We start from the raw sequence: 22,343 nt of genomic DNA on the forward strand, positions 1-22,343 counted from the left end.
TTAACAAGTTAAGTAGTTTTATTACCTATACTATCACTTGTCATGGTTACACTAACTGTCTCGTTAGCCCACTACGGCGTTTTGTTGGTGTTTCGATTGCCCGACGTAATATCTTCGGGTTGCTATAAAGGGAAAGTTCTTTTTTTGCTCGGGTGATTGCGGTGTATACCAATTCCCGAGTAATAACGGGTGAATATAATTGGGGTAAAACGAATGCGGTATGAGTAAATTCCGAACCTTGTGATTTATGAACCGTCATCACATAAGCGGTTTCATGTGAAGGAAGTCGATTTGGCTGAACTCCGCGAATACTCCCATCAGGAAACTGAAAATAAGCTCTAAGTGCGCCTTCTTCATCAGGTAAAATAATGCCAATATCGCCATTAAAAAGCCCTAATGGGCTATCATTACGGCTGATCATTATAGGCCGACCTGCATAATGTTTATTCAAATGATTATAAGGCCGATTGATTAGCCCTTGACGATGAAGTAGCTTTTCTAGTTTATCGTTTAGCCCAACGACACCAAAAGGCCCTTCTCTTAGCGCGGTTAACAACCGATATTGATTAAACTTAGATAAAATTTCTTCAGGCGTTTTATTTGCTTTCACCGCAAGTAAGTAATCTTCATAGCAAGCTGAAGCATCAAATAAAATTTTCACATAATCATCTGCGGTTTCTTGTACATAATTATGCACATCCACTAACCCTTGGTTTAACAGCTTTTGAGCCCGAGTGGAATTGCCGTCGTTAACAGCAAAAGCGAGTTGCCCAATACCTGATTGCGCTGAAAAACGATAACTTTTGCGTAATAAGCACAAACTATCACGAATAACAGGGCCTTCAACCGACGAGTATTCACCTAATGAATAACCTGTAATTTCTGCCAATTGCTTCGCTCTTTCAGGACTATAGCCAATATCTGCAAACTGGCAGATATCTCCGAGTACCGCCCCTGCTTCTACTGATGCAAGCTGGTCTTTATCCCCTAGAAATATCAATTTTGCCTGTTCGGGTAGTGCCTCAATCAATTTTGCCATCATCGGTAAATCAACCATCGATGCTTCATCGATAATTAAGACATCCAATGACAATAAATTATTGCGATTAAAGCGAAATTGTTGACTTTCTGGTTGAGCCCCTAATAATCGATGCAACGTCTTTGCTTGACTTGGCAAAATCTCACGCTCTTTTTCGGTCAGTGGCATGCCTTTCATCGCATTACCAAGGGATTCCGTTAACCTTGCTGCGGCTTTCCCTGTTGGAGCCGCCAGCTCAATCTTTAACTGATTCTCTTTTTGCATTTCCAGCTTAATTAAAGCAGCCAGTATACAGGCAACTGTCGTGGTTTTTCCCGTACCTGGCCCCCCTGAAATAATGGAAACCTGACTGGTTACAGCAACTGCTGCTGCAATTTTTTGCCAATCAATACTTCCTGAAATAGGAAAGAGAGTATCTAACACGGATTGAATTTGTTGATTCTGACTATTTTTCACTGACCTGTTAGAGAAAAAATGAGCAACACACTGCTCATACTGCCACATACGTTGAAAATATAAATAATCCCCCGAAAGCAATAACGGGGAGAGGCTATTTTCTGATGTTAAAGAGACCGCATGTGCATTTTGCACAGCTTGATAAAGTGTTTTTTTGTCAGGCTGCCCCATTCTTTGCCAAAAATCATTTGCAAGCTCTTGATGACGCCCTGAAAATAGGTTATCCAATGTCACGTCAGATAATGCTAAACACACATGTCCTGTCATGGTTTCCGCACTCAAAAGCGCAGCAACAACCAATAAAATGGGATTGTTTTCATCAGCAATACTGTAAGCAAATTGCACATCTAAAGGCATAAAAATTCGCTCTTCAATCCCTCGATTAAAAAGAGATTTCATTAGCATGCCTCCTTAACAGGTGTATCGCTAAACAGTTGATCGATAGCTTGAATAAACGCTTTTACTGGGCGATAAAAGAAAATACCATTCTGTGAATTAACGCTATCAACTCCTCTTAAAAAGAGATAATACACACCACCAAAATGCGTTTCATAATCGTAGTCAGGTAAGCGCTGTTTTAAATAGCGATGTAGCGCTAAGGAATACAATTGATATTGTAAATCATAGCGGTGGTCAATCATTGCTTCAGCCATCGCTTCTTGCGTGTAGAATGAAGCATCTTCACCAAGGTAATTCGATTTATAATCAAGTAAATAGAATTTTCCATTCCAATAAAAAGTTAAATCGATAAAGCCTTTTAAAATCCCCTGCACTTTTTCAAAATTCAATGGCGGACATTGCTTAGATAACGGATCATAGCGATGCGTTACGTTATCTAAGCTTTTCGCATTAATGATGGCGTCAATGGGCAAATAAAACTGCATTTCATCAAGCTGATCTTGTAGCGGCAATACGGATAAACAAAGCCCGTCGTCAGAAAGGGGAGCATCTACGATTGCTTTTAGCCATTCTTGCAACATGGGCGCCCATTTAACATCAAACCCCGAACCTTCAAGCTTTTCAGTTAACCACTCGAGTGAAACTGGCTCGCTAAAGCCAATTTCCTCCATCAAGGTATGCAGGAAAGTTCCTGGTGATGCTCCTTTAGGAAACTGATGAGGAGTTAAGATATTATCGATTTCATCGTCTTGTTGTTCGAGATCAATACTCACTTCGACATCCATTTTAGGTGCCAATGAGTTTGCAAACTGTAACGGAGAGACTGTTTGCCCATCTTCTGAATGGCTAGCCCCATAACTAAGCCCTGAATAGCTGGTTACCCGCCAGTGATCATCAAAGTAACGAGTTAGTTCCCTCGCCATTAAATCGCCATGAGTTTCTTTGTCTAACACAAGTCTTTCGGATTCAAACTGACCAATAGGAATAACGTCAATAATCTCATTGCCAATCTCATTTAACATACTATTTAGCAGCAGATGATCACCTGGCTCTCCTTTTTGGATAACGTAGCCAAGGGCTGATAAATGTAAATCCGTTTCACCACTTTTCTTTCTATTTCCCTTTATTAACGGAGCAATACCGACACTACAATGGTAAATTGCACGAGTTAGTGCTACATACAACAAACGGAGATCTTCAGCTAAACGTTCTTCATCTGCTAAAATAACGGTTTCTTCACTATCTTCTAAATCTAACCTCGTACCATAATCATTCCTATCATGATATAAGCCTTTAGATTGCGGTAAGAAATTGCTAGCGAAAGGTAACCACACAATTTTATATTCAAGGCCTTTTGACTTGTGGATTGTACTAATTTGAACAAGGTGCTTATCGCTTTCCAAGCGCATCTGCTGCGCGTCCGATTGGTGGTCGGGATGAGCAATTTGTTGTGCTAACCAGCGCGTTAGTGTGTGCTCACCTTCAAGTTGAACTGACATTTCCTGCAATAGCTCACCGATATGCATAACATCCATCAAACGCCTTTCACCATCAATTGCAGATAATAATGTTTCAGCAATATGGCGCTGTGACATTATCATTCTCAACATTGGCAATACACCTCGTTTTTGCCAGACGGTAGAATAGCGAGAGAATTCATCAACGAGATTTTCCCATGCTTTTTCATCATGGTTGAGTTCATCAATCTCTTTGGCGGTTAGCCCTAAAATCCCTGTCGCTAATGCACTTCGTAGCACGCGCTCTTTTTCAGGAGTCAACACTGCCTGTAGCAGCCACAATAAATCCCTCGCTTCAGGTGTTGAAAATACACTTTCCCTATTTGATTGAAAAACTGAAGGAATATTTAGCTGATTTAAGGCATCTCTAATTAATACTGCTTCACGGCGGCTGCGTACCAATACGGTAATATCTGAAGCGGAAACTGAAACCTGTTGCTCATTATTCACGAAGTATGTTTTACCTTCGAGCCCACCTTGCAGGTATTGTGCAATTTGCGCTGCACATTGTTTCGCCATTCCATATTCATATTCAGAAACAGAGACAGCTTCTGCATCTAACTGCCAAAAAGTGAGAGCTTTTACCTCATTACCTCTGTTGACCAGTTTTTTCCCTACATTTTGTTGTGCAAAGTTAACGGGCTGAAATGGAATTTGTTCAAAAATAAAAGGCGATTGGCAATGGCTAAACACACGATTTATGGCTTCAACCATACTTTGTGATGAGCGATAGTTGGTTTCTAATGTGTAGTGAGCACTAACTTCTTTTTTCGCTTCAATATAGGTAAAAATATCTGCGCCACGAAAGGCATAGATGGCTTGTTTCGGATCACCAATAAATAAAAGAACTGTATTATCAACACCTTGATAAATTCGCTGAAAAATACGGTATTGCTGTGCATCTGTATCTTGAAACTCATCAATCATTGCAACAGGAAAACGCTGGCTAATCGTCTGTGCTAAGAACTTACCACCATCATGACTCAGCGCACGGTCTAAACGCGTTAAAAGATCATCGAACCCCATTTCCCCGCGACGATGTTTTTCATCAGCAATAGTTTGCCTAACTTCTGAAATCGCTAATGGGATCACAATATCTTTCAACGTGAGTGATTGAGTGAGTAACACCTCAATTTGCTGAAAAACCGCATGCTCAGGGCCCTGCCCACTTTTTGATTTTTCATGTAATACCGTTTGAGAAAAACGAACAAGATCTTTTGGAAGATCATAATCTTGGGTGATTTCTTCCGCCCACAGGCCTATTTTGGTTAACCAACCTGGTAAAAAACGAGAACTGTAGCTTCGTTTATCAACGTCAGAGCCTGTAATGAGTTTTTCAAAATCCCCTGCATTTTCTCGCCAAGATAGTTTCACCGATTCAATAAGGGAAATTATGCGCTGATGCCGTTCCTCCAAAGACTCTTGAACCCTAGGCTGATTAATAATAAGCGGCATATCCCCTTGTAAGAAAGGCCTTATTTCAGCTAAAAGAGACTCAGGGCCATTCCATTCGGACTGCACGACTTTAGCCATTGAGTAATCAAGCGGATAAAAGTGGCGTCGCCAAAAGTCTGCACAGGCTTGCTTTTGAATTGGAAATTCATCTTGGATCATTGTTTGCTCAAAGAGTACACCAGATTCAAATGCATTATGCACTAGCATCCTTTGGCAAAACCCATGGATAGTATAAATAGCAGCCTCATCCATTTGCCGTTCAGCCGCCAATAACCACTCTTGTGCAAATTTTAATTGTTCTTCACCTGAAAGCTCACCAAGCAACTCCAAATATTCAGGTTGAGATTCAAACCCAACGCCATTCCTTAAGCAAACCAAACGCATTTCATGAATTCGCTGACGTATTCGTCCACGTAATTCATTTGTTGCAGCCTCAGTGAATGTCACCACTAATATTTCTTCAACGCTAAGCGGTCTAGGGAACGCATTTCCCCCCCCTAGACCTAATAAAAGCCGCAGATAGAGTATACCAATAGTATATGTCTTCCCTGTTCCCGCAGAAGCTTCTATTAATCTTTGTCCACTTAATGGTAAAGAAAATACATTTAATAGTTGGGACTCTACCTGCACTTTATTCACTCAGCATCTTCCTTTATTGGCAAAATCTTTTGTAACTCTGAAGCTGTTGGGTAAAACACCCAATCTTTCAGTTGAGCAAAACCAGACTTCGCATCCACGCCTTGACCAATGACTTGAGATGTTAATGCTAGCCCTTTTCGCCTAATGACTGCATTTTCGTAATATTCAATGACTTGCTCTTTCGTTGCAGCCCCTAAAGCCAACAAAACTTTCTCACGGGTGTCAAAACTAAAAATATTACGTGAGAAGTCTGATGAATAACGCCCAAGCTCTTCATAAAATGTCTGTGGTGGCTGGTTCATTTCAGTAATAATTGATTGTTTATACTGACTAAACTCTTCAACTGGCAGCTTTTTAAGTTTATCTAATGCCTGAGCATAAAACGCTTGATAGCGCATGTTAAGGTAATCGGGTGTCTTGGCATTACTTTGTAATAAAAAGCCCATTCCCCACTGGTCACCTAAGCCAGATTTAAATGCAAATACCGCATAACCTAGCTGTTCATTAGTCCTTAATTGATCATAAAACCAAGGCTGAATAACCTTCGCTAAAATACCTGACAGCACTGCGCCATCTATGCGACTATAGCCATCTGGGACAAAGATTTCAGCAAGTGCGTTATCGGTACTATTCCCTTGTTTATGGAAGTCAGCTAAATAGTTTTTATCAATAACAACCACATCACCACGCCACCATTCAGTACCCTCACTGTGTAATAACTTTTGAGCATCCTGAATTGTTTTGATACTTTGCGACTCACTCATGTTACCGAAAACGAGGGCTTGTAATGCTGCGCTTTTCACCAATAGTTGACGATAATGAGTCAAATCACCTAACGATATTTTGCCCAACTCAGCAAGACGTTGCTCTTGTTCAAAGTAAGGTACGCTATTAATGCGCTGAAGAGGCTGCATTGCCAATTCATAAGCTTTAGCATTATTTGCAACGGCTATTTGTTCCTTATACCAAGATTTTGCCTGTGCTAACTCTTGCTCTGTTGGCTCAAAGCTTAAATACAGCTTAGTCATTGATAAAAAGAGTTCTGGTAAATGTTGCGTATAACCACTCGCATTGAGCTGTAAACCAATATCTTGTGAAACAGAAACAGACATACCCGCAACGGATGCTTGATATTGCAGCTCATCCATTTTTAATGACGAAATATATTGCAGTAATGCCCCTGTTACTTGATCTTTCGCACTCTGATTACCTAGCTTTGTACGTAAAGACAATGTGATACTTGCTTTAGGTTCATCAGCAAAATATTGGCTTGGCATATATAACACACGAGTATTTCCATTTTGATAAATAAACTCAGGGTGTTTATAAGCTTTTTCAGGTTTAATTAAGGGTAGTTTATCCGCAATGTAAGGGTTTAATGCTGGCAGTTTAAAGTGCATTTTAGACTCTAAACTATCCCAATTTTCAAACTGTTTTTGCGTGACCTGATCCACTTGATAGGGCGCTTCAACAAAATACGCTTTTTTATTGCTTGGTTCATCAGGGCTAATAAACCAGATTCTTGCATTTTTTGCGGTCAACTCGGATAGACGTTGCTTAATGGCTGCGGGATCATATTTATCTGCAATATAATCAGAATCAAGCACATGATTAACAGGAACATCGATCATTTGGTCAGACAACCACTCGATGTAGTTCATATCCCTAACAACCGAACCATAGCGAAAAGATAAGTTAAGCACTTTTGCAATTTCATCAAAATAGCTTTTGCTTATACCATCATTTTTGATTAGCTCTATATAGGAGAAAATAGCGGCAATAATCTGGTCTCGTTCCTGTAACCCCTTATCCGTTAAAGTGACATAAATCGAGAAAGAACCATAATTTCTATCCGCGTTTGGTGATGCTGATGCACTTATTCCTTCAGCTAAACCCTGCGAAATTAACCAATCAGCTAATGTTCCAGGGCTACGATTCCCAAGTAGGTAACTAATATAGCTATCACTTTTACTGCGAAAATCCGCCATATTGTTTTTAATACTAAATTCAATTTGAATCGCCTTTTGTGGCTGCGCTGGCACGTAATGAATAATAATGCCTTTTTCTTTATCCGTAACCGCTTGAGTATTAATGGCAGGAACACTGGCATTAAAATTAGGAATACGACCAAACGTTTCTTGCGCTATATTGGCAAGAGATTCAATTGATTGATCACCATAAAGAACACCATTCATCAAATTCGCTGAATAATAATGTTTATAAAAACCAACAAGTTCATCCTGTAATTTACTGTTAGGCTTATCTTTTAATGTATCTAAATTTCCGCCAGAAAAACGAGAGTTAGGATGTTGTGGGTTTAGTGTTTCAGAACGTACTTGCCATATACGCATTCCATCGCGAGAACGCGCCATCGTTAATTCTGCATTAACTGCATTACGCTCTCTATCTGCATTAGTAGGATCTAATAACGGCTCTGCTAATGCATCAGCTAATCTATCAGTCGCTTCTTTTAATGCGCCGTTCTCCACTTCAAAATAGTATGCTGTTCGGTGTGGTGCAGTACTGGCATTATGGCTACCGCCGTGTTTTTGTAAGAATTCAGAAAAGCTACTTGGTTCTGGGTATTTTTTAGAGCCCATCAATACCATATGTTCTAAATAGTGAGCTAACCCTAGCTGGCTATCTGGATTTTCAATACTTCCTACAGGTATAGAAACGGCTGCTAATGATTTTGTTGCTTTAGCATCAGACACCAATAAAACCGTCATATCGTTATTCAGTTTTATTGCCTTATACTCGCGAGGGTCGCTCTCACTCTTATTAATCGTCTCAGGTAACAATTGCCATAATGGTTGAGCGGCAATAGCACTACCACACCCTAATACTATGAATAATAAGAATAGTTGGGCGATTTTTTTGGATAAATATTGCATCCTATAATGCACTCCCGTTATTTTAAATATTTAGTCATTGGCTGTAAAAAACGCTGAGTATTCTGTAACAGCGATTGAATCATTGTACTATTCAAGTTTCTACAAGCCCTCAACACGTAATCATCTTCTATCTCGCCTTTTTTCATCGAACTCCCTTGGAGACTTTGAATTAAGGCTGATAGTGCTTTTTGTTGGTTATCCTCTGAAACGAAATCATATTGCTTCGTTTTTTTATCAAAACATGCATTTAACCAACTCCAACCACTTTGGTTTAAAAGAATTAATGGGGAGTTTAACCCTTCACAATAACCTTTTACTAAGCTTTTTAAGTAACCTAATGCATCGTCTTTTTCGATGGATGAAAACTGCCAAATACTGTTATCGCGCCCCAATGCAATGCTCTCTCCTTCGCCAACTTGAGCATTAAAAAGAAGATGCTCAATCCATAACTGCATTCCATCATTCGCAGTTAGATAAGCTGGACGATAACGTAATATACCTGCTTCGTGCACATTCTGAAGTTGCCCTGTCAATTTGATCCCTTCAATTTCACAATCTATCGGATAATCAAACGGTTGAACTTTATAATCTTTTATTTTTTCAGCTAATGGAATAATCTCGTTAAGTTGTTGTTCCCAAACAAGCTGACCAAATTGTTTCGCTGGCAGCTGCCCTGATGCTTTAAGTGCATGATAAAAAGGATCAGGGCTTTCCTCTTTGACGAGCAAATCTAAAATTTGGTCGTTAATTTTATAGCGTTGTAGCCGCCCAAGGATAAAAGGTTCTTCCTCGGGGAGCTCGGTATCTTCAATTGAGAAATGGACTTTCAGACGTTGCTGGAAAAATGCACGAATAGGATGACGATAAAAACGTAAAAGCTGCTCTAAAGAAATATGCGTAATTTTTTCTTCTGGATCTTGAAGAACTGAGCAAAAAGAGGTGTCTACATTCTCTGTCATCTTCGCTGCAGGTAACCACTCTTTAGCAAAACTTTGATAAGGGTCTTGAGGAAGATAGTTTTCTTTCGCAAAAGGAACCCGATTGTGTTGAATAACCAGATGGGATCTTAGACGCTTAGAACTATCATCGATATTGAGTAGCTCATCACCTTCTAAGCAGAAACTTTGACAAATATAATCGAGTAGCTCCGTCACTAAGACAGATGGATTGCATGGTTGATTATCTCGAATTGAAAGCCCGATATAGCTAATATACAGCTGGTTACTTGCTGAATTTAGCGCTTCTAAAAAGAGGTAACGGTCATCATCCCGACGCTTTCTATCCCCTCTTGCAGGCTTCTCTGCCATTAAATCAAAACCCAATGGTGGAATACTTCGTGGATAGGCTCCATCGTTCATCCCCAGCAAACACACGACTTTAAATGGAACAGAACGCATTGGCATCAATGTACAAAAGTTAACGGCTCCTGCTAAGAAGCGCTGACTAATTTTTTCATCATCAAAGCGTACTGAAAGCTCGTCCCTAATCAAACGAAGTGAAATTGATTCTTCATAACCTGACACCATCGCATTTTCAATAATTTGATGCCATTGGCTGGTTAAAAGGGCTAAGACGAGCTCAGTTTCACTATCAACTATAAAACAACTATCAATAAGTTGCTGACAAAGCTCTTTCCATTCATTAAGCGTTTTTTCTAACGCTAATATGGCACGCCATTCTCTTAATGTATTAATTAATAAAGCCAATTTCCCTGCTAGTTGAGCAGCTAACCCACTACACTCATCGTAAGGCAAAATACCATTCCATGGGCCATTTCGACTATCCATGGCATACCCCAATAGCATTCGACTTAAACCAAATTGCCACGTATTTTGCCCTATAACGGGTAAAGCAAATGAACGTACATTATCGTCGTCAAGCCCCCAGCGGATCCCTGACTCGTTCACCCAACGTCGTAGCAAACTTAATTCACTTTCATCAATCCCAAAACGCTGAGAAAAAGCCTTAACCTCAAGTAAACTAAGTACTTGTTCCGTAGAAAACCGACTTTGTGGCAAATCTAACAATGTGATAAACGCCTGCAAAATTGGGTGAGCTTGTAATGCTTTCCTGTCAGAAATAGAAAAAGGGATATAGTGTGAAGATGTTGTATTACCAAAAACAGCTTGAATATACGGTGCGTAACTGTCTATATCTGCCACCATAACAATGACATCTCTTGGCGTTAATGATGGGTCTTCTTCAAAAATAGACAGCAGATGATCTTGCAACACCTCAACTTCACGTTGGGCGCTATGACACAAATGGAACGAAATAGAATTATCCCCTTTATGTATTAGCCCTTTTCCTTGACTTGTTTTATAGTTTTCTATTGTCGTACCAAGTTGTGCGTGATCCTCAAGATCTAAAATATCTTGCTGAATATTTTCTAGCAGGCTCGCTCTATTTGTATCAACATAAGCAGAAATTTCATTTGCTGTATCAATTTGAGAAATAAAATATAAATTATCTCGACCAAGCTTCCCCCACGAGGCCAGTAGCGGATTCGCAATATCCTGCTCCCCCTCATCATTAAATAGATGAGGTACATGCTCTTCAATTTTAAAACGCGATATCTCATGTTTATCAAGATAATGACGTAATTTTCTTTGTTGTAATTTTGCTAAAAAAGAAGCGCTCTGAATATCCCCCCAATAATAACGGCAAGGGTTTGTAAACATTAAATGGATGTCGGTATGCTCCGCAATGGCATTCAACGCTTGAAGATAAACAGGTGGGAGTGATGAAATTCCGCAAATAAAAATACGCTTAGGAAGCATTTTCCCTAAAGAAGGTGTACTTCTCAGCTTATCAATAAAATTTTCGTATAAGTTAGCTCGATGCCAAGGTGATTGATTTAATTCATTTGAGTATTCAACAAGACATAGCCACAACCTTTTCTGCCATAGCTGATTAGTACTAAGCCCTTCTATTAGCTCATTTTGTTGCCATTTTTCAATCCATTGTGGCCGATAGACTAGATATTGGTCAAATAGGTCTGCAACCCTTCCCGCAAGCTGATGAAGTTTTCGTTTATCGGTATCATGTTGTAGATAATGTCTTAATGGTTCAAATTCTTCATCATCAATAACCTTGGGTAAAATTGTCATCAATTTCCATGTCATTGCTTGTTTGGTATACGCACTTTCTTTCGGTATCTCAGGCAACACACGCCTGAACATGTCCCATATAAACGTCGCTGGTAACGGGTAGTTAATATTTGCGGCAATCCCGAATTGCTTTGCGAGTTCAATCTGTAACCACTGAGACATTCCAGGGCTTTGCACTAAGATGATTTCTTGTTCAAAGGGATGAGATAAAGGCTCATTTTTCATTAAATGAGCAATGAGCTCTTTTAACAAATCTAATTGGTTAGAATGATAGACTTGAAACATGACGCTCTCCTATTGAGCAATACCAACGGCTAAGCGAAAGCCGCTGCCTAGGAATAAGTAATGAAACCATCAACTCAGTGCAAAACTCCGCTGGGTAGCGGTAACTTTGCTCAATCTTTCCAACAGAGTATCGTAAATCTGTATCAATGAAAGACCTTTCCGTCTTCGAAATTTCATCGACCAGTATTCGTTGTTTTTCTAATGCACTATGCAATTCCCTGACAGCCATTGAACTCTTATATAATTGATTAAAATTCAATACGATATATTGTGTATAGTTTAGCAAAGCGATAAGCAGGATAGCAAAAACCACCATAGCTATCATTGATTCTATTAATGCAAACCCTTGTTGTTGTATTTTCACAAACAAAATCCTTTTTGTTGAACAGGACAGTAATCTAACCAGCCATTCTTACGGGGAGTAACTCTCTGCTTCAGAGGATCCCATTCAACCCATTGGTACACTTTAATATCTAAACCATCTTTATAAGAACTTTGACCTGATAAAATAGAAGTTGAGCGACCATAAGGCTTTAAGCAGCTTTTCCAATTTTGTGTTACGTTTTGCTGACAAAACCATTTTTTCTTTGTATTTATTTCCCAAGGTAGCGTTAAACCCCACGCTAACGCGGATTCCGCTCGGTTAAACGTATGATAATATTTAGTTTCTTTGTGCCACTCATCTAAAGCTCGACTTTGAAAAAAATGAAGAGAACTCATTAATAACAAACTCATAGTCATTAAAATAACTGTCATCACTAAAGCAATATTACCTCTTTGGCTGTCCATTTTTGCCATTATAAATTCCTAAGCTTTACTGAGATTCTGTAATCAAAAAGCTGTCCAGCTAATAACCTTGTTTCAACACTCATAATAACTTCAAGTAGTTGAGTACCTTCAATCCAATTAAAAGCTAATTTTTTTACTGTAACCAATTTTGCATCTAATAATGACTGCCAACTTGTTCCGCTACAATCCCTAACATTTCGGTTTGACTCTAACTTTCCATTATTTAGCCGATAGCCAAAATAGTCTGTCTCTCTTTTTTTTGACTTAACAGCCGCCCATTCACCTGATAAGTCTTGGTCATAGGCAAAAATGATACACGTATTTTTTCCCTCACTTAACGATTTAGCGCTAATCATTATTGGTTCTCCCAGACAACTAGAATTGCGGCAATAACCAATGCGCCTAAAGTCCTTTTCCATATTCAGTAAAACCTGCCTGACGTCCCTATTTATTTGATATTGAAAATAAGCGCGGTAAGTTTGCTTAAAGATTGAAGGGATACTATTCATAACAGCGAGACAAATAAGGCTACTTATTACCATTGCAACCAACATTTCAATTAATGTGAATCCTTTTTGCCTTGTCTTATTTAAGCAATTTACCAGCATCAACATTTAGGTATCCCTGCCATACCAAAGTGTGAACAGGCTCTAACTCTCCCTAAAGCAGACATATAAATAGAAATAACCTTATCTTTATTCTTTAACTGAAAACTAAATGCGCGGCTGGTGCCTTGCTTCCCATATAACTCAACTGAAGTACGAGTTGAGCTAGCCAGTTCAATTCCCTGAAATTTATCAGATGTAATATTCCCTACCTCTTGGTGTGTGTTTGAATCTTTGATGGACATACACCAGTCAGCTTTTCCTGATCTTACAAAAAGAGTTTGCTTTCGATTCATGTAAATTCCTTCTTTTACATGCTGATAAATAAACTCAGTCAGTTGCCTCGCTGTATCAATGAGCCGTTGTTGCTCAATGTGTTGTTGCCAAGAATGCAGCCCCGAAAAAGCAGTCAAAGAACAAATAAATAGCACAACTAATATCTCTATTAATGTAAAACCTAGCTGAGTTTGATCCAGTTTGATTTTCATAACCCCCCTCCATGCATATAGAGAAGGAATCTCGCTAAAAAAAGCGGACATAACGAGTAAATGTTTTTCTGTTTACATAGTTCTTCCCAAAAAAATGAAAGCTTTTGACTTGAGTTTAAATCAATTTGCGAAACGCTTCGCAAAATCATAGATAGCATCCAAAAAAGTGGAGTTTTTTTACTCAAGGAAAAACAAAATAAAACACACCAGTAAAGTGTAAGCAACTCAAGGAGGAGAAATATGTATTCAAGAATAGGGTAGGTGGTGGCTCATCATCTCAAGCCACCATAGTTATGAAAGAGAATAATTAAACAGTAAATGGATACTTGATAGCTTCATGACACTGATACCCATCAAGTGTGAAGTCATCTGTTGTTACCCATGTTTCAATATCTTCTAACGTTTTAATTTTTGGGTTAATTGTTAATGAAGGAGAAGGAAATGGTTCACGCTTTAATTGCACATCTCTCATCAACGGTAACTGATTTTCATAAATATGTGCATTTACAATTTTATGATAGGCCTTACCTGCTTTATGACCCGTAATCCGTGCCATTAATGCAAGTAAAACAAAGCATTGTACTTGATTGAAATTCAAGCCGAGCGGGACATCACAGCTACGCTGATATGATGTTAGATGCAGCGTATCGCCTAACAGCGAAAATGTATGAGTGTGCATACAAGGACGTAGGCACCCCATTTCAAATTCACCTGGGTTATAGAAAGTGATAATTTCCGCACGGTCATCAATACCATTTTTTAAGTTATTAACCACTTTTTGAAGTTGATCAAGATGGGTGCCATCTGGGCGTTGCCATGAGCGACCTTGAACACCATAAACACGGCCCATATCATCCTCCCCCTTTCGATGAGGATTATTCAGCCAAGCTTGGTTTTCATTCGCATTTGCATTCCATGTGTTGCAACCAATTTCACGAAATTGTGCTGCGTTATCATAACCACGCAAATAACCCAGTAGCTCAGCAATCGCCGCTTTATAAAAGCTTTTACGAGTCGTAATCAAAGGGAACTGATTATTACCAACATCATATTCAAGATCGGCATTAATTACAGTTAAACAACGAACGCCCGTGCGTTTGTTTTCAACCCATTGCCCTTCATCAATAATACGTTGGCATAACTCTAAATACGGCTTCATAGTGGCTCTCTTATTCGAAATAACTTAACTGGCAAGCTTAGAACTAAATACCTTATTTTCAATTAAATTATTGTATTTAAAATACTAAGCTAGCCTCAACAACAAGGTGATTTAACTACCTTTAGGCTCTTTTTCTGGTTTATGCGCAGGGACATTTTGACCATATTTATATGCCCATACAATCATTAAAATTCCAATAATTATCATTGGGATAGATAAAATTTGCCCCATACTAATACCGCCAAATAACCCAAGCTGGGCATCTGGTTGCCTGAAGAATTCAACAATAATCCTAAACGCACCATAACCAATTAAAAATAACCCTGAAACGCTCCCCATTGGCCTTGGTTTACGAACAAATAAATTCAGGATAAGGAATAAGACAATACCCTCTAAGAACATTTCATACAGCTGTGAAGGGTGCCTTGGTAATACACCATATTGCTCTAAAATCGGTAATAAAGAAGGGTCCTGCGCAGCCAATTGAATATCTTCGCTGCGTGAATGCGGGAATAGGAAAGCCCAAGGCGTATCAAGGGTTACACGTCCCCATAATTCACCATTAATAAAGTTACCGATACGCCCCATTCCTAAACCAAACGGGATTAACGGAGCAACAAAGTCAGAAACTTGAAGAAAACGGCGACGAGTACGATGTGCAAACCACATCATGGCACAAATCACCCCAATTAAGCCGCCATGAAAGGACATCCCGCCATCCCAAACCTTAAAGAGATAAAGCGGATCATCAAGGAAAACAGGGAGGTTATAGAAAAATACGTAGCCAAGACGACCACCAACAAATACGCCCACAAAACCAATATATAGTAGGTTTTCAACTTCGTTTTTAGTCCAGCCGCTATTTGGTTTTGCAGCACGGCGCCCTGCTAACCATAATGCGAAAACAAAACCAACAAGGTACATAAAACCATACCAGTGCAACGATACTGGCCCAATTGAGAACATAACAGGATCAATTTCCGGAAATGCTAAGTAGCTGTTACTCATCGTTCCCCACTTTTAATGATTAAGCCAATAGTTGGCTGGCTATAAAATATCCAATACACGTCAACGCATTTGAATGCGCGCAAAAGCATACAACAAAAGGTATGGTAACTTATACTCGAATATAATAATTTAACCGCAAACACGCAAAAATAAGGAAGCTAAATTCCACCACGAACAAACCCACCTAAGCGATGAATTTCCATAAAGTAGCTCGCTTCTTTTCGAACATTTTCACATGTTTCTGCCATTAATAATTTATCTACCAAATCAGTCATTAGCTCAGGATCAAGTTGACGAATAAGGTACTTCATCCTCGGAACACTTCGCCCACTCATACTTAAAGAGCGGTAACCAAGGGCAATTAATATCATAGCACTGAGTGGCTGGCCTGCCATCTCACCACACACACTGACAGGAAGCGCCAAACGCTGACACTCTTCACTGACCTTCGCCAGAAAGCGAATAACAGCAGGATGAAGATTATCATATAGCGCAGCAACATGTGTATTATTGCGGTCAACAGCAAGTAAATATTGTGTAAAGTCATTGGTACCAATAGAAATAAAATCTACGCGTTTTTTTATCTCTGGCAACAAAAATAACAACGAAGGTACTTCAAGCATTACACCAATTTGTGGCATTTTTACTGGCTGTCCAAGCAATTGGCTGACCTCTCCTTTCGCTCTTTTTATTAATGAAATAGCTTCATCTATTTCATTAATACTGGTCACCATAGGCAGCAGAATGCGTAAATTTCCAGATAATGCATTAGCCCGTAGCATCGCCCTTAATTGAATTAAAAAAATCTCAGGCTGATCAAGCATTATGCGTATCCCTCGCCAACCTAGACTTGGATTTTCTTCACTAATAGGCATATAAGGAAGCTGCTTATCTGCCCCAATATCAAGGGTACGTAGCACGACAGGCTTTGTTGGAAATAACTGTAAAACTTCTTTATATAGCTGTTTTTGTTCATCTTCTGAAGGAAAACCATTGTGCAGCATAAACGGTAATTCTGTACGGTATAGCCCAACACCATCAACCCCTGTATTAATTTGCTGCTCATAGCGCGGACTTAACCCTGCGTTTAGGTGGATCTGTATTTGTTCACCACCTATTAAGGTTGCATCTTGCTCTAAAGTTCCCTCAGCCAAACGACTAATCACATTCTCTTCTTCAATAATCTGCTGATATTCCTGAATAATTAGGTTTTCGGGCTCAATGAAAACCTCACCACGGTAACCATCTAAAATCAAATGGCGATTATGTAGTAGAGACGGTTCAATATCCGCTCCCATTATGGCGGGAATACCCATTGCTCGGATTAAAATTGCTGAATGCGAGTGCGTTGCGCCATCACGGACAATAACACCCGCGAGCTGCTCCATCGGCAACTCAGCAAGCACACTGGCACTGAGTTCATCAGCCACTAAAATAAAGCGATCGGGCCACTGTTCATTCGCCGTTAACGAATCATCAAGATGAAATAATAAACGCTGACCTAACGCCTTGAGATCTGCGCCCCTTTCTCTTAAATAGAGATCACGTAAACGAGAGAATTGCTCAACATAGTTTTCAATAACCGTTTTCACCGCCCATTCAGCAGCGGCTCCGCCATCAATGGCTGTAAATAGATGTTTTTTAAGCTGAGGATCACTAAGCAAATGATTATAAAGGTCAAAAATTGCTGCGCTTTCTTTTGCAGAACTCGCCATAAAGCGTTTGCTGATCCTCCGGCATTCTGCCGTTGCACTTTCTAAGGCGGCAATTAAACGTTGCTTTTCACTATCGATATCAATGGCGCTGGTTTGGCTGATGCTATCAAAAGAGGGCTGTGAATTGTCTTGCCAACCATAGGCCATTGATATTCCCTGAGAAACAGGAATAGCTTTAATTCTATTTTGTCGATACTGCCCAAAAATCCCTTTGGCTTGTGCTTGTGATAAAATCACGGCAAGCTGCATCGACAACGTCACCATGAAAGACTCTTCTGTCTCATTAAACAGTCGTTTTTCTCTTTGCTGAACGACAAGCACGCCTAATAATTGACGTCGATAAACAATAGGGACACCCAGAAAGGCTTTAAGCTGCTCTTCTTTTAATTGAGGAAGGTATTTATATTGAGGGTGTTCACGAGCATTAGCGAGGTTTAGCATTTCAGATTGACGCCCAACAGCGCCAACAACACCTTCATCAAAGCCAAGGCGAATAGCAATCCCGCTAGGTTTTTTTAACCCGCGGGTTGCCATTAAGTAATAGCATTGGCGGGGGTGATCAGCCAAGTAAATCGAACACACATCGGTTCGCATTGCTTTGCAGGTTTCATCCACCAACACTTCTAGCGCATCAGTCAAACTTGTCGCCATCGCAACTTTTTCGACAATTTCACGTAAACGCATCAACATAGGCTTACTTTGCTCCGCGCCTACGGTTATTAAATGCGGGTCGTTGTGGTAATTTTTGTTCCTGTAAAGGCATAACAACTGGAGCGAATTCTTTCATTACACGGCGATAAACTTCCCGTTTAAAAGAAACCACCTGCCTGACAGGATACCAATAACTGACCCATCGCCAGCCATCAAATTCTGGCGATTTACTGCGCTGCACGTTTATATCGGCATCATTACATTGCAGTTGGAGTAAAAACCAACGCTGTTTCTGCCCAATACAAACTGGTTTTGTATCCCAACGCACCAAACGCTTGGGTAATTTGTAACGTAACCAATTACGGGTAGATGCCAGTAACCTGACATCCTTACGCTGTAGCCCAACTTCTTCGTATAACTCACGATACATCGCTTGCTCAGGTGATTCCCCTGGGTTGATGCCCCCTTGAGGAAACTGCCATGAGTGCTGACCATAGCGGCGAGCCCATAGAACCTGCCCTTGCCGATTACAAATTACAATTCCTACATTCGGGCGGTAGCCATCATCATCAATCACTCGACTACCCCAATAACCAAATTTGAAAGATACCTAATTGTTTCACACATACCCTAACTGGTAAACCTATATCAATACAGTTTGCAGATATGTCCGAAGTCTCTACAATAGTGAGTGCCTCAACGGGGTGCCAAAATTATTTTGGCTGAGAAATAACCCGTAGAACCTGATCCGGTTAATACCGGCGTAGGGATTTGAGCCACCGCCTGCAAACCTGCATCGGTTCACTCTCAAATCCTGTGTCACTCTCTTTTTAGCGCAGGAAAAAGCATGTTTAAAAACAAAATTATAGCATCGATTTTTACCCTCAGTGCACTCAGTTTGAGTCAATTCGCATGGGCAGAGAAACCAACCCTAACTGTCTATACCTATGACTCCTTTGCTGCAGAGTGGGGACCAGGCCCGCAAATTAAAAAGAATTTTGAAGCTCAGTGTGGCTGTGAATTAAAAGTTGTTGCGTTAGGTGATGGTGTTGCCCTGTTAAACCGTTTGAGAATGGAAGGCAAGAAAAGTAAAGCTGATGTTATTTTAGGCCTAGATAACAACCTATTAGATTCAGCTGAGAAAACAGGCCTTTTTGCCCCTGCTGAAATTGACACAACCGCACTAAAATTACCCATTGCATGGGATAGCTCTGTTTTCATTCCTTATGACTATGGATATTTTGCATTCATTTATGACAAGAATAAAATCCAGCAACCTCCCGCAAGCATGGATGCGCTATTAAACAGCAAAAATAACTGGAAAATCATCTACCAAGACCCACGCACCAGTACACCAGGACTTGGGCTGATGTTATGGATTGAAAAACTATATGGTGATAAATCCGCTGATGCATGGAAAAAAATGGCAGGAAAAACCCTAACGGTCACCAAAGGTTGGAGCGAAGCATACGGTTTATTCTTAAAAGGTGAAGGGGATTTTGTTCTGAGTTATACCTCATCGCCAGGCTACCAGATGCTAAATGATAAAAAAGATAATTATGCCGCGGCATTATTTAATGAAGGCCATTACATGCAAGTGGAAGTTGCTGCAAGGTTAAAAAACAGCCCACAGCCTGAACTTGCTAAGCAATTCTTGCAATTTGTTTTAACACCTGATTTCCAAAATACCTTACCGACCACTAACTGGATGTACCCTGTCATTGATATCCCTCTCCCAGACGTTTACAACCAACTCCCTCTACCAGAAAAAGCCTTACAATTTAGTTCACAAGAAGTGGCTAAAGAACGTCAAAATTGGACACGTTTATGGCAAACCGCCGTCAGTCGTTAATTAATCTGTCTTTATTGCCAGGAGTTCTCGCTTCTGGTTTATTAATTGCGATAGCGCTCCTCAGCTTTGGGGCGCTCTGGTTTTTTGCGCCTGAAATAGCCATTGATGACATCATCAGCGATAGTTATCTATGGCATGTCATTGGCTTTACCTTTTGGCAGGCATTTTTATCGGCTGTTTTTTCTGTGCTTCCCGCCATTTTCCTTGCGAGAGCGCTTTACCGCCGCCGTTTTTGGGGGCGGTCATTATTTATACGCCTCTGTGCGATGACACTTGTCCTCCCCGTTTTAGTCGCTGTTTTTGGTATTTTATCGGTATATGGACAAACAGGTTGGCTGGCAAAAGTTTGCCACTGGCTAGGCGTGGAATATCACTTTTCCCCGTACGGCTTAAAGGGGATTTTACTTGCGCATATTTTCTTTAATATGCCGCTCGCCACAAGGATGTTGCTGCAATCTTTAGAAAACATCGCCATTGAACAACGGCAATTGACCGCACAATTAGGTTTTAATGAGTGGCAGCAGTTTAAGATCTTAGAATGGCCTTATTTACGTAGGCAAATTCTACCAACTGCCGCACTGATCTTTATGTTGTGCTTTGCCAGTTTTGCCACCGTACTCGCTTTAGGTGGTGGCCCTGCGGCAACAACGATTGAGCTCGCAATCTATCAAGCGCTTAATTATGATTTTGACCTTGGTAGAGCCACAATTTTGGCGCTCATCCAATTGTTTTTCTGTATTGGATTGATGTTTATCTGCCAAAAAATCAATAACTTATTTTCTGTTGGTTTTAGCCAACAAACGCGGTGGGTAGACCCCGCAGATACCCTTTTTCGCCGTATTCGTGACTGTTTATTAATTGTGACGGCGATGCTATTGCTACTTCCCCCGCTGCTTGCAGTGTTTTTTGATGGTTTAAACGGGCAGTTATTCTCTGTTTTACAGCAACCTGCATTATGGCAAGCCACAGGAACATCCCTTTTTATTGCACTATGCGCAGGTGTAGTCTGTGTGATTCTCACTTTGATGTTGCTTTGGAGTAGCCGTGAGCTGCGTTTACGCCACGCAATGCGACTTGGACAAGCGATTGAATTAAGTGGTTTAATTATTTTAGCCATGCCTGGGATTGTACTTGCAACGGGATTTTTTATCTTTTTCAATGAAACCATTGGACTACCCGAGTCACCCTATCCCTTAGTGATCATGACCAATGCCTTGTTGGCTATCCCGTATGCCTTAAAAGTCCTAGAAAACCCAATGAGAGACACCGCGGAGCGATATAATCCTTTATGCCAATCCTTGGCAATAACAGGGTTTAACCGTTTTAAAATTATCGAACTCAAAGCGTTACGCAAACCTATTGCCCAAGCACTCGCATTCGCCTGTGTGATTTCGGTGGGGGATTTTGGCATCGTCGCCCTGTTTGGCAATGAAAATTTCCGCACACTTCCCTATTATTTGTACCAACAAATTGGGGCGTATCGCACCAACGATGGTGCAGTAACAGCGATGCTACTGTTATTACTGTGTTTTTGTTTATTTAGCCTGCTCGAACGTATTTCAGGAAAACACCATGATTAAACTGACAAATTTAGACTACCAATATGATAACTTAACGATGTCATTTGATTTTTCAGTAACATCAGGGGAATGTGTCGCGATTATGGGGCCAAGTGGGGCGGGAAAAAGTACGTTACTAAGCTTAATCAGCGGTTTTCAGTTTCCCAAAACAGGCACGATAGAACTTAATGGGCAAGATCATACCTTTACCCCGCCAGCACAACGCCCTGTTTCCATGCTATTTCAAGAAAACAATTTATTCGCACACTTAACGATACGGCAAAATATCGGCCTCGGTTTGCAGCCAAGCCTGTGTTTAAGCACAAAGCAAATGCAGGTCGTCGAACAAATTGCAGCCCATGTCAGCCTAACTGAGTACTTAGACCGCTTGCCCGCACAGCTTTCAGGAGGACAGCGCCAACGTGCTGCACTGGCTCGCTGCTTGGTTCGCAATCAACCGATCTTATTACTTGATGAACCTTTTTCAGCCCTCGACCCTGCGCTTCGCCATGAAATGCTTACGTTGTTAAAAACAGTCTGTATGGAAAAATCCATCACACTATTAATGGTATCTCATAATGTGGACGATGCCCTGCAAATCGCACCAAGAACCTTAGTGGTAGCTGCGGGTGAAATTGCCTATGACGGCGATACACAGGTTTTATTGCAAGGGCAAAGCGCAGCCTCTGCGCTTCTTCGTGTCACCAATACCAATTAATACTG

The 22,343-nt window shown here is 40.4% G+C and carries 15 protein-coding genes and 1 riboswitch; of the genes, 3 read left to right on the forward strand and 12 right to left on the reverse strand.

Annotated elements, in window-relative coordinates; all coding sequences use genetic code 11:
- Positions 1–46 precede the first annotated feature (46 nt).
- The 12 genes from recD to rppH all read right to left on the reverse strand — a co-directional run bounded on the left by recD (position 47) and on the right by rppH (position 18,786).
- Positions 47–1,894, reverse strand: coding sequence for an exodeoxyribonuclease V subunit alpha (gene recD, locus AABS66_RS17510; protein WP_430225219.1), 1,848 nt, complete (start codon positions 1,892–1,894; stop codon positions 47–49).
- On the reverse strand, positions 1,894–5,505 hold the full coding sequence (recB, locus tag AABS66_RS17515) for an exodeoxyribonuclease V subunit beta (RefSeq protein WP_430225220.1): 3,612 nt from the start codon (positions 5,503–5,505) through the stop codon (positions 1,894–1,896). Before recB ends, recD begins: the two co-directional genes overlap by 1 nt.
- Entirely contained in the window at positions 5,502–8,399 is a 2,898-nt protein-coding gene (gene ptrA, locus AABS66_RS17520) for a pitrilysin (protein WP_272539795.1), read from the reverse strand. The genes recB and ptrA overlap by 4 nt, the downstream gene beginning before the upstream one ends.
- A 17-nt stretch (positions 8,400–8,416) precedes the next feature.
- Positions 8,417–11,794, reverse strand: coding sequence for an exodeoxyribonuclease V subunit gamma (gene recC, locus AABS66_RS17525; RefSeq protein ID WP_430225221.1), 3,378 nt, complete (start codon positions 11,792–11,794; stop codon positions 8,417–8,419).
- Positions 11,772–12,158 (reverse strand): type IV pilus modification PilV family protein, encoded by a 387-nt coding sequence (locus AABS66_RS17530; RefSeq protein ID WP_206083723.1) that lies wholly within the window; start codon positions 12,156–12,158, stop codon positions 11,772–11,774. The genes recC and AABS66_RS17530 overlap by 23 nt, the downstream gene beginning before the upstream one ends.
- On the reverse strand, positions 12,155–12,592 hold the full coding sequence (locus tag AABS66_RS17535) for a YgdB family protein (protein WP_430225222.1): 438 nt from the start codon (positions 12,590–12,592) through the stop codon (positions 12,155–12,157). The genes AABS66_RS17530 and AABS66_RS17535 overlap by 4 nt, the downstream gene beginning before the upstream one ends.
- Positions 12,592–13,197 (reverse strand): prepilin peptidase-dependent protein, encoded by a 606-nt coding sequence (locus tag AABS66_RS17540; protein WP_430225223.1) that lies wholly within the window; start codon positions 13,195–13,197, stop codon positions 12,592–12,594. Before AABS66_RS17540 ends, AABS66_RS17535 begins: the two co-directional genes overlap by 1 nt.
- Positions 13,191–13,676, reverse strand: a complete 486-nt coding sequence (locus AABS66_RS17545) for a prepilin-type N-terminal cleavage/methylation domain-containing protein (RefSeq protein WP_430225224.1) — start codon at positions 13,674–13,676, stop codon at positions 13,191–13,193. Before AABS66_RS17545 ends, AABS66_RS17540 begins: the two co-directional genes overlap by 7 nt.
- A 307-nt stretch (positions 13,677–13,983) precedes the next feature.
- Positions 13,984–14,835 (reverse strand): thymidylate synthase, encoded by an 852-nt coding sequence (locus AABS66_RS17550; protein ID WP_206083719.1) that lies wholly within the window; start codon positions 14,833–14,835, stop codon positions 13,984–13,986.
- 111 nt (positions 14,836–14,946) lie between these two features.
- Positions 14,947–15,843 carry a prolipoprotein diacylglyceryl transferase gene (lgt, locus tag AABS66_RS17555; RefSeq protein WP_206083718.1) on the reverse strand — a complete coding sequence of 299 codons (897 nt, stop codon included), beginning with the start codon at positions 15,841–15,843 and terminating at the stop codon, positions 14,947–14,949.
- Positions 15,844–16,001: 158 nt separating this feature from the next.
- Positions 16,002–18,248, reverse strand: a complete 2,247-nt coding sequence (gene ptsP, locus AABS66_RS17560) for a phosphoenolpyruvate--protein phosphotransferase (protein WP_430225225.1) — start codon at positions 18,246–18,248, stop codon at positions 16,002–16,004.
- A 4-nt stretch (positions 18,249–18,252) separates the two neighbouring features.
- Entirely contained in the window at positions 18,253–18,786 is a 534-nt protein-coding gene (gene rppH / locus AABS66_RS17565) for an RNA pyrophosphohydrolase (RefSeq protein ID WP_206083716.1), read from the reverse strand.
- A gap of 113 nt (positions 18,787–18,899) precedes the next feature.
- Positions 18,900–18,997, forward strand: a riboswitch (TPP riboswitch).
- A 59-nt stretch (positions 18,998–19,056) separates the two neighbouring features.
- Here rppH and thiB point away from each other — a divergent pair.
- Genes thiB through thiQ form a run of 3 tightly spaced genes read left to right on the forward strand, consistent with a single transcriptional unit; the run spans position 19,057 to position 22,338 of the window.
- On the forward strand, positions 19,057–20,061 hold the full coding sequence (gene thiB, locus AABS66_RS17570; protein WP_206083715.1) for a thiamine ABC transporter substrate binding subunit: 1,005 nt from the start codon (positions 19,057–19,059) through the stop codon (positions 20,059–20,061).
- Positions 20,037–21,641 (forward strand): thiamine/thiamine pyrophosphate ABC transporter permease ThiP, encoded by a 1,605-nt coding sequence (gene thiP, locus AABS66_RS17575; RefSeq protein WP_272539802.1) that lies wholly within the window; start codon positions 20,037–20,039, stop codon positions 21,639–21,641. Before thiB ends, thiP begins: the two co-directional genes overlap by 25 nt.
- Positions 21,634–22,338, forward strand: coding sequence for a thiamine ABC transporter ATP-binding protein ThiQ (thiQ, locus tag AABS66_RS17580; protein WP_272539803.1), 705 nt, complete (start codon positions 21,634–21,636; stop codon positions 22,336–22,338). The genes thiP and thiQ overlap by 8 nt, the downstream gene beginning before the upstream one ends.
- Positions 22,339–22,343 lie beyond the last annotated feature (5 nt).

The sequence above is a fragment of the Providencia sp. SP181 genome (assembly GCF_050446505.1).
In the GTDB taxonomy this organism is placed as follows: Bacteria; Pseudomonadota; Gammaproteobacteria; order Enterobacterales; family Enterobacteriaceae; genus Providencia; species Providencia vermicola.

What these genes read in the sequence shown, in the direction of transcription:
- recD (WP_430225219.1), bottom strand. Translation starts at nt 1,894, where the DNA reads ATGAAATCTCTTTTTAATCGAGGGATTGAAGAGCGAATTTTTATGCCT.
- ptrA (WP_272539795.1), bottom strand. Translation starts at nt 8,399, where the DNA reads ATGCAATATTTATCCAAAAAAATCGCCCAACTATTCTTATTATTCATA.
- recC (WP_430225221.1), bottom strand. Translation starts at nt 11,794, where the DNA reads ATGTTTCAAGTCTATCATTCTAACCAATTAGATTTGTTAAAAGAGCTC.
- AABS66_RS17535 (WP_430225222.1), bottom strand. Translation starts at nt 12,592, where the DNA reads ATGGCAAAAATGGACAGCCAAAGAGGTAATATTGCTTTAGTGATGACA.
- AABS66_RS17540 (WP_430225223.1), bottom strand. Translation starts at nt 13,197, where the DNA reads ATGTTGATGCTGGTAAATTGCTTAAATAAGACAAGGCAAAAAGGATTC.
- AABS66_RS17545 (WP_430225224.1), bottom strand. Translation starts at nt 13,676, where the DNA reads ATGAAAATCAAACTGGATCAAACTCAGCTAGGTTTTACATTAATAGAG.
- AABS66_RS17550 (WP_206083719.1), bottom strand. Translation starts at nt 14,835, where the DNA reads ATGAAGCCGTATTTAGAGTTATGCCAACGTATTATTGATGAAGGGCAA.
- lgt (WP_206083718.1), bottom strand. Translation starts at nt 15,843, where the DNA reads ATGAGTAACAGCTACTTAGCATTTCCGGAAATTGATCCTGTTATGTTC.
- ptsP (WP_430225225.1), bottom strand. Translation starts at nt 18,248, where the DNA reads ATGTTGATGCGTTTACGTGAAATTGTCGAAAAAGTTGCGATGGCGACA.
- thiB (WP_206083715.1), top strand. Translation starts at nt 19,057, where the DNA reads ATGTTTAAAAACAAAATTATAGCATCGATTTTTACCCTCAGTGCACTC.
- thiP (WP_272539802.1), top strand. Translation starts at nt 20,037, where the DNA reads ATGGCAAACCGCCGTCAGTCGTTAATTAATCTGTCTTTATTGCCAGGA.
- thiQ (WP_272539803.1), top strand. Translation starts at nt 21,634, where the DNA reads ATGATTAAACTGACAAATTTAGACTACCAATATGATAACTTAACGATG.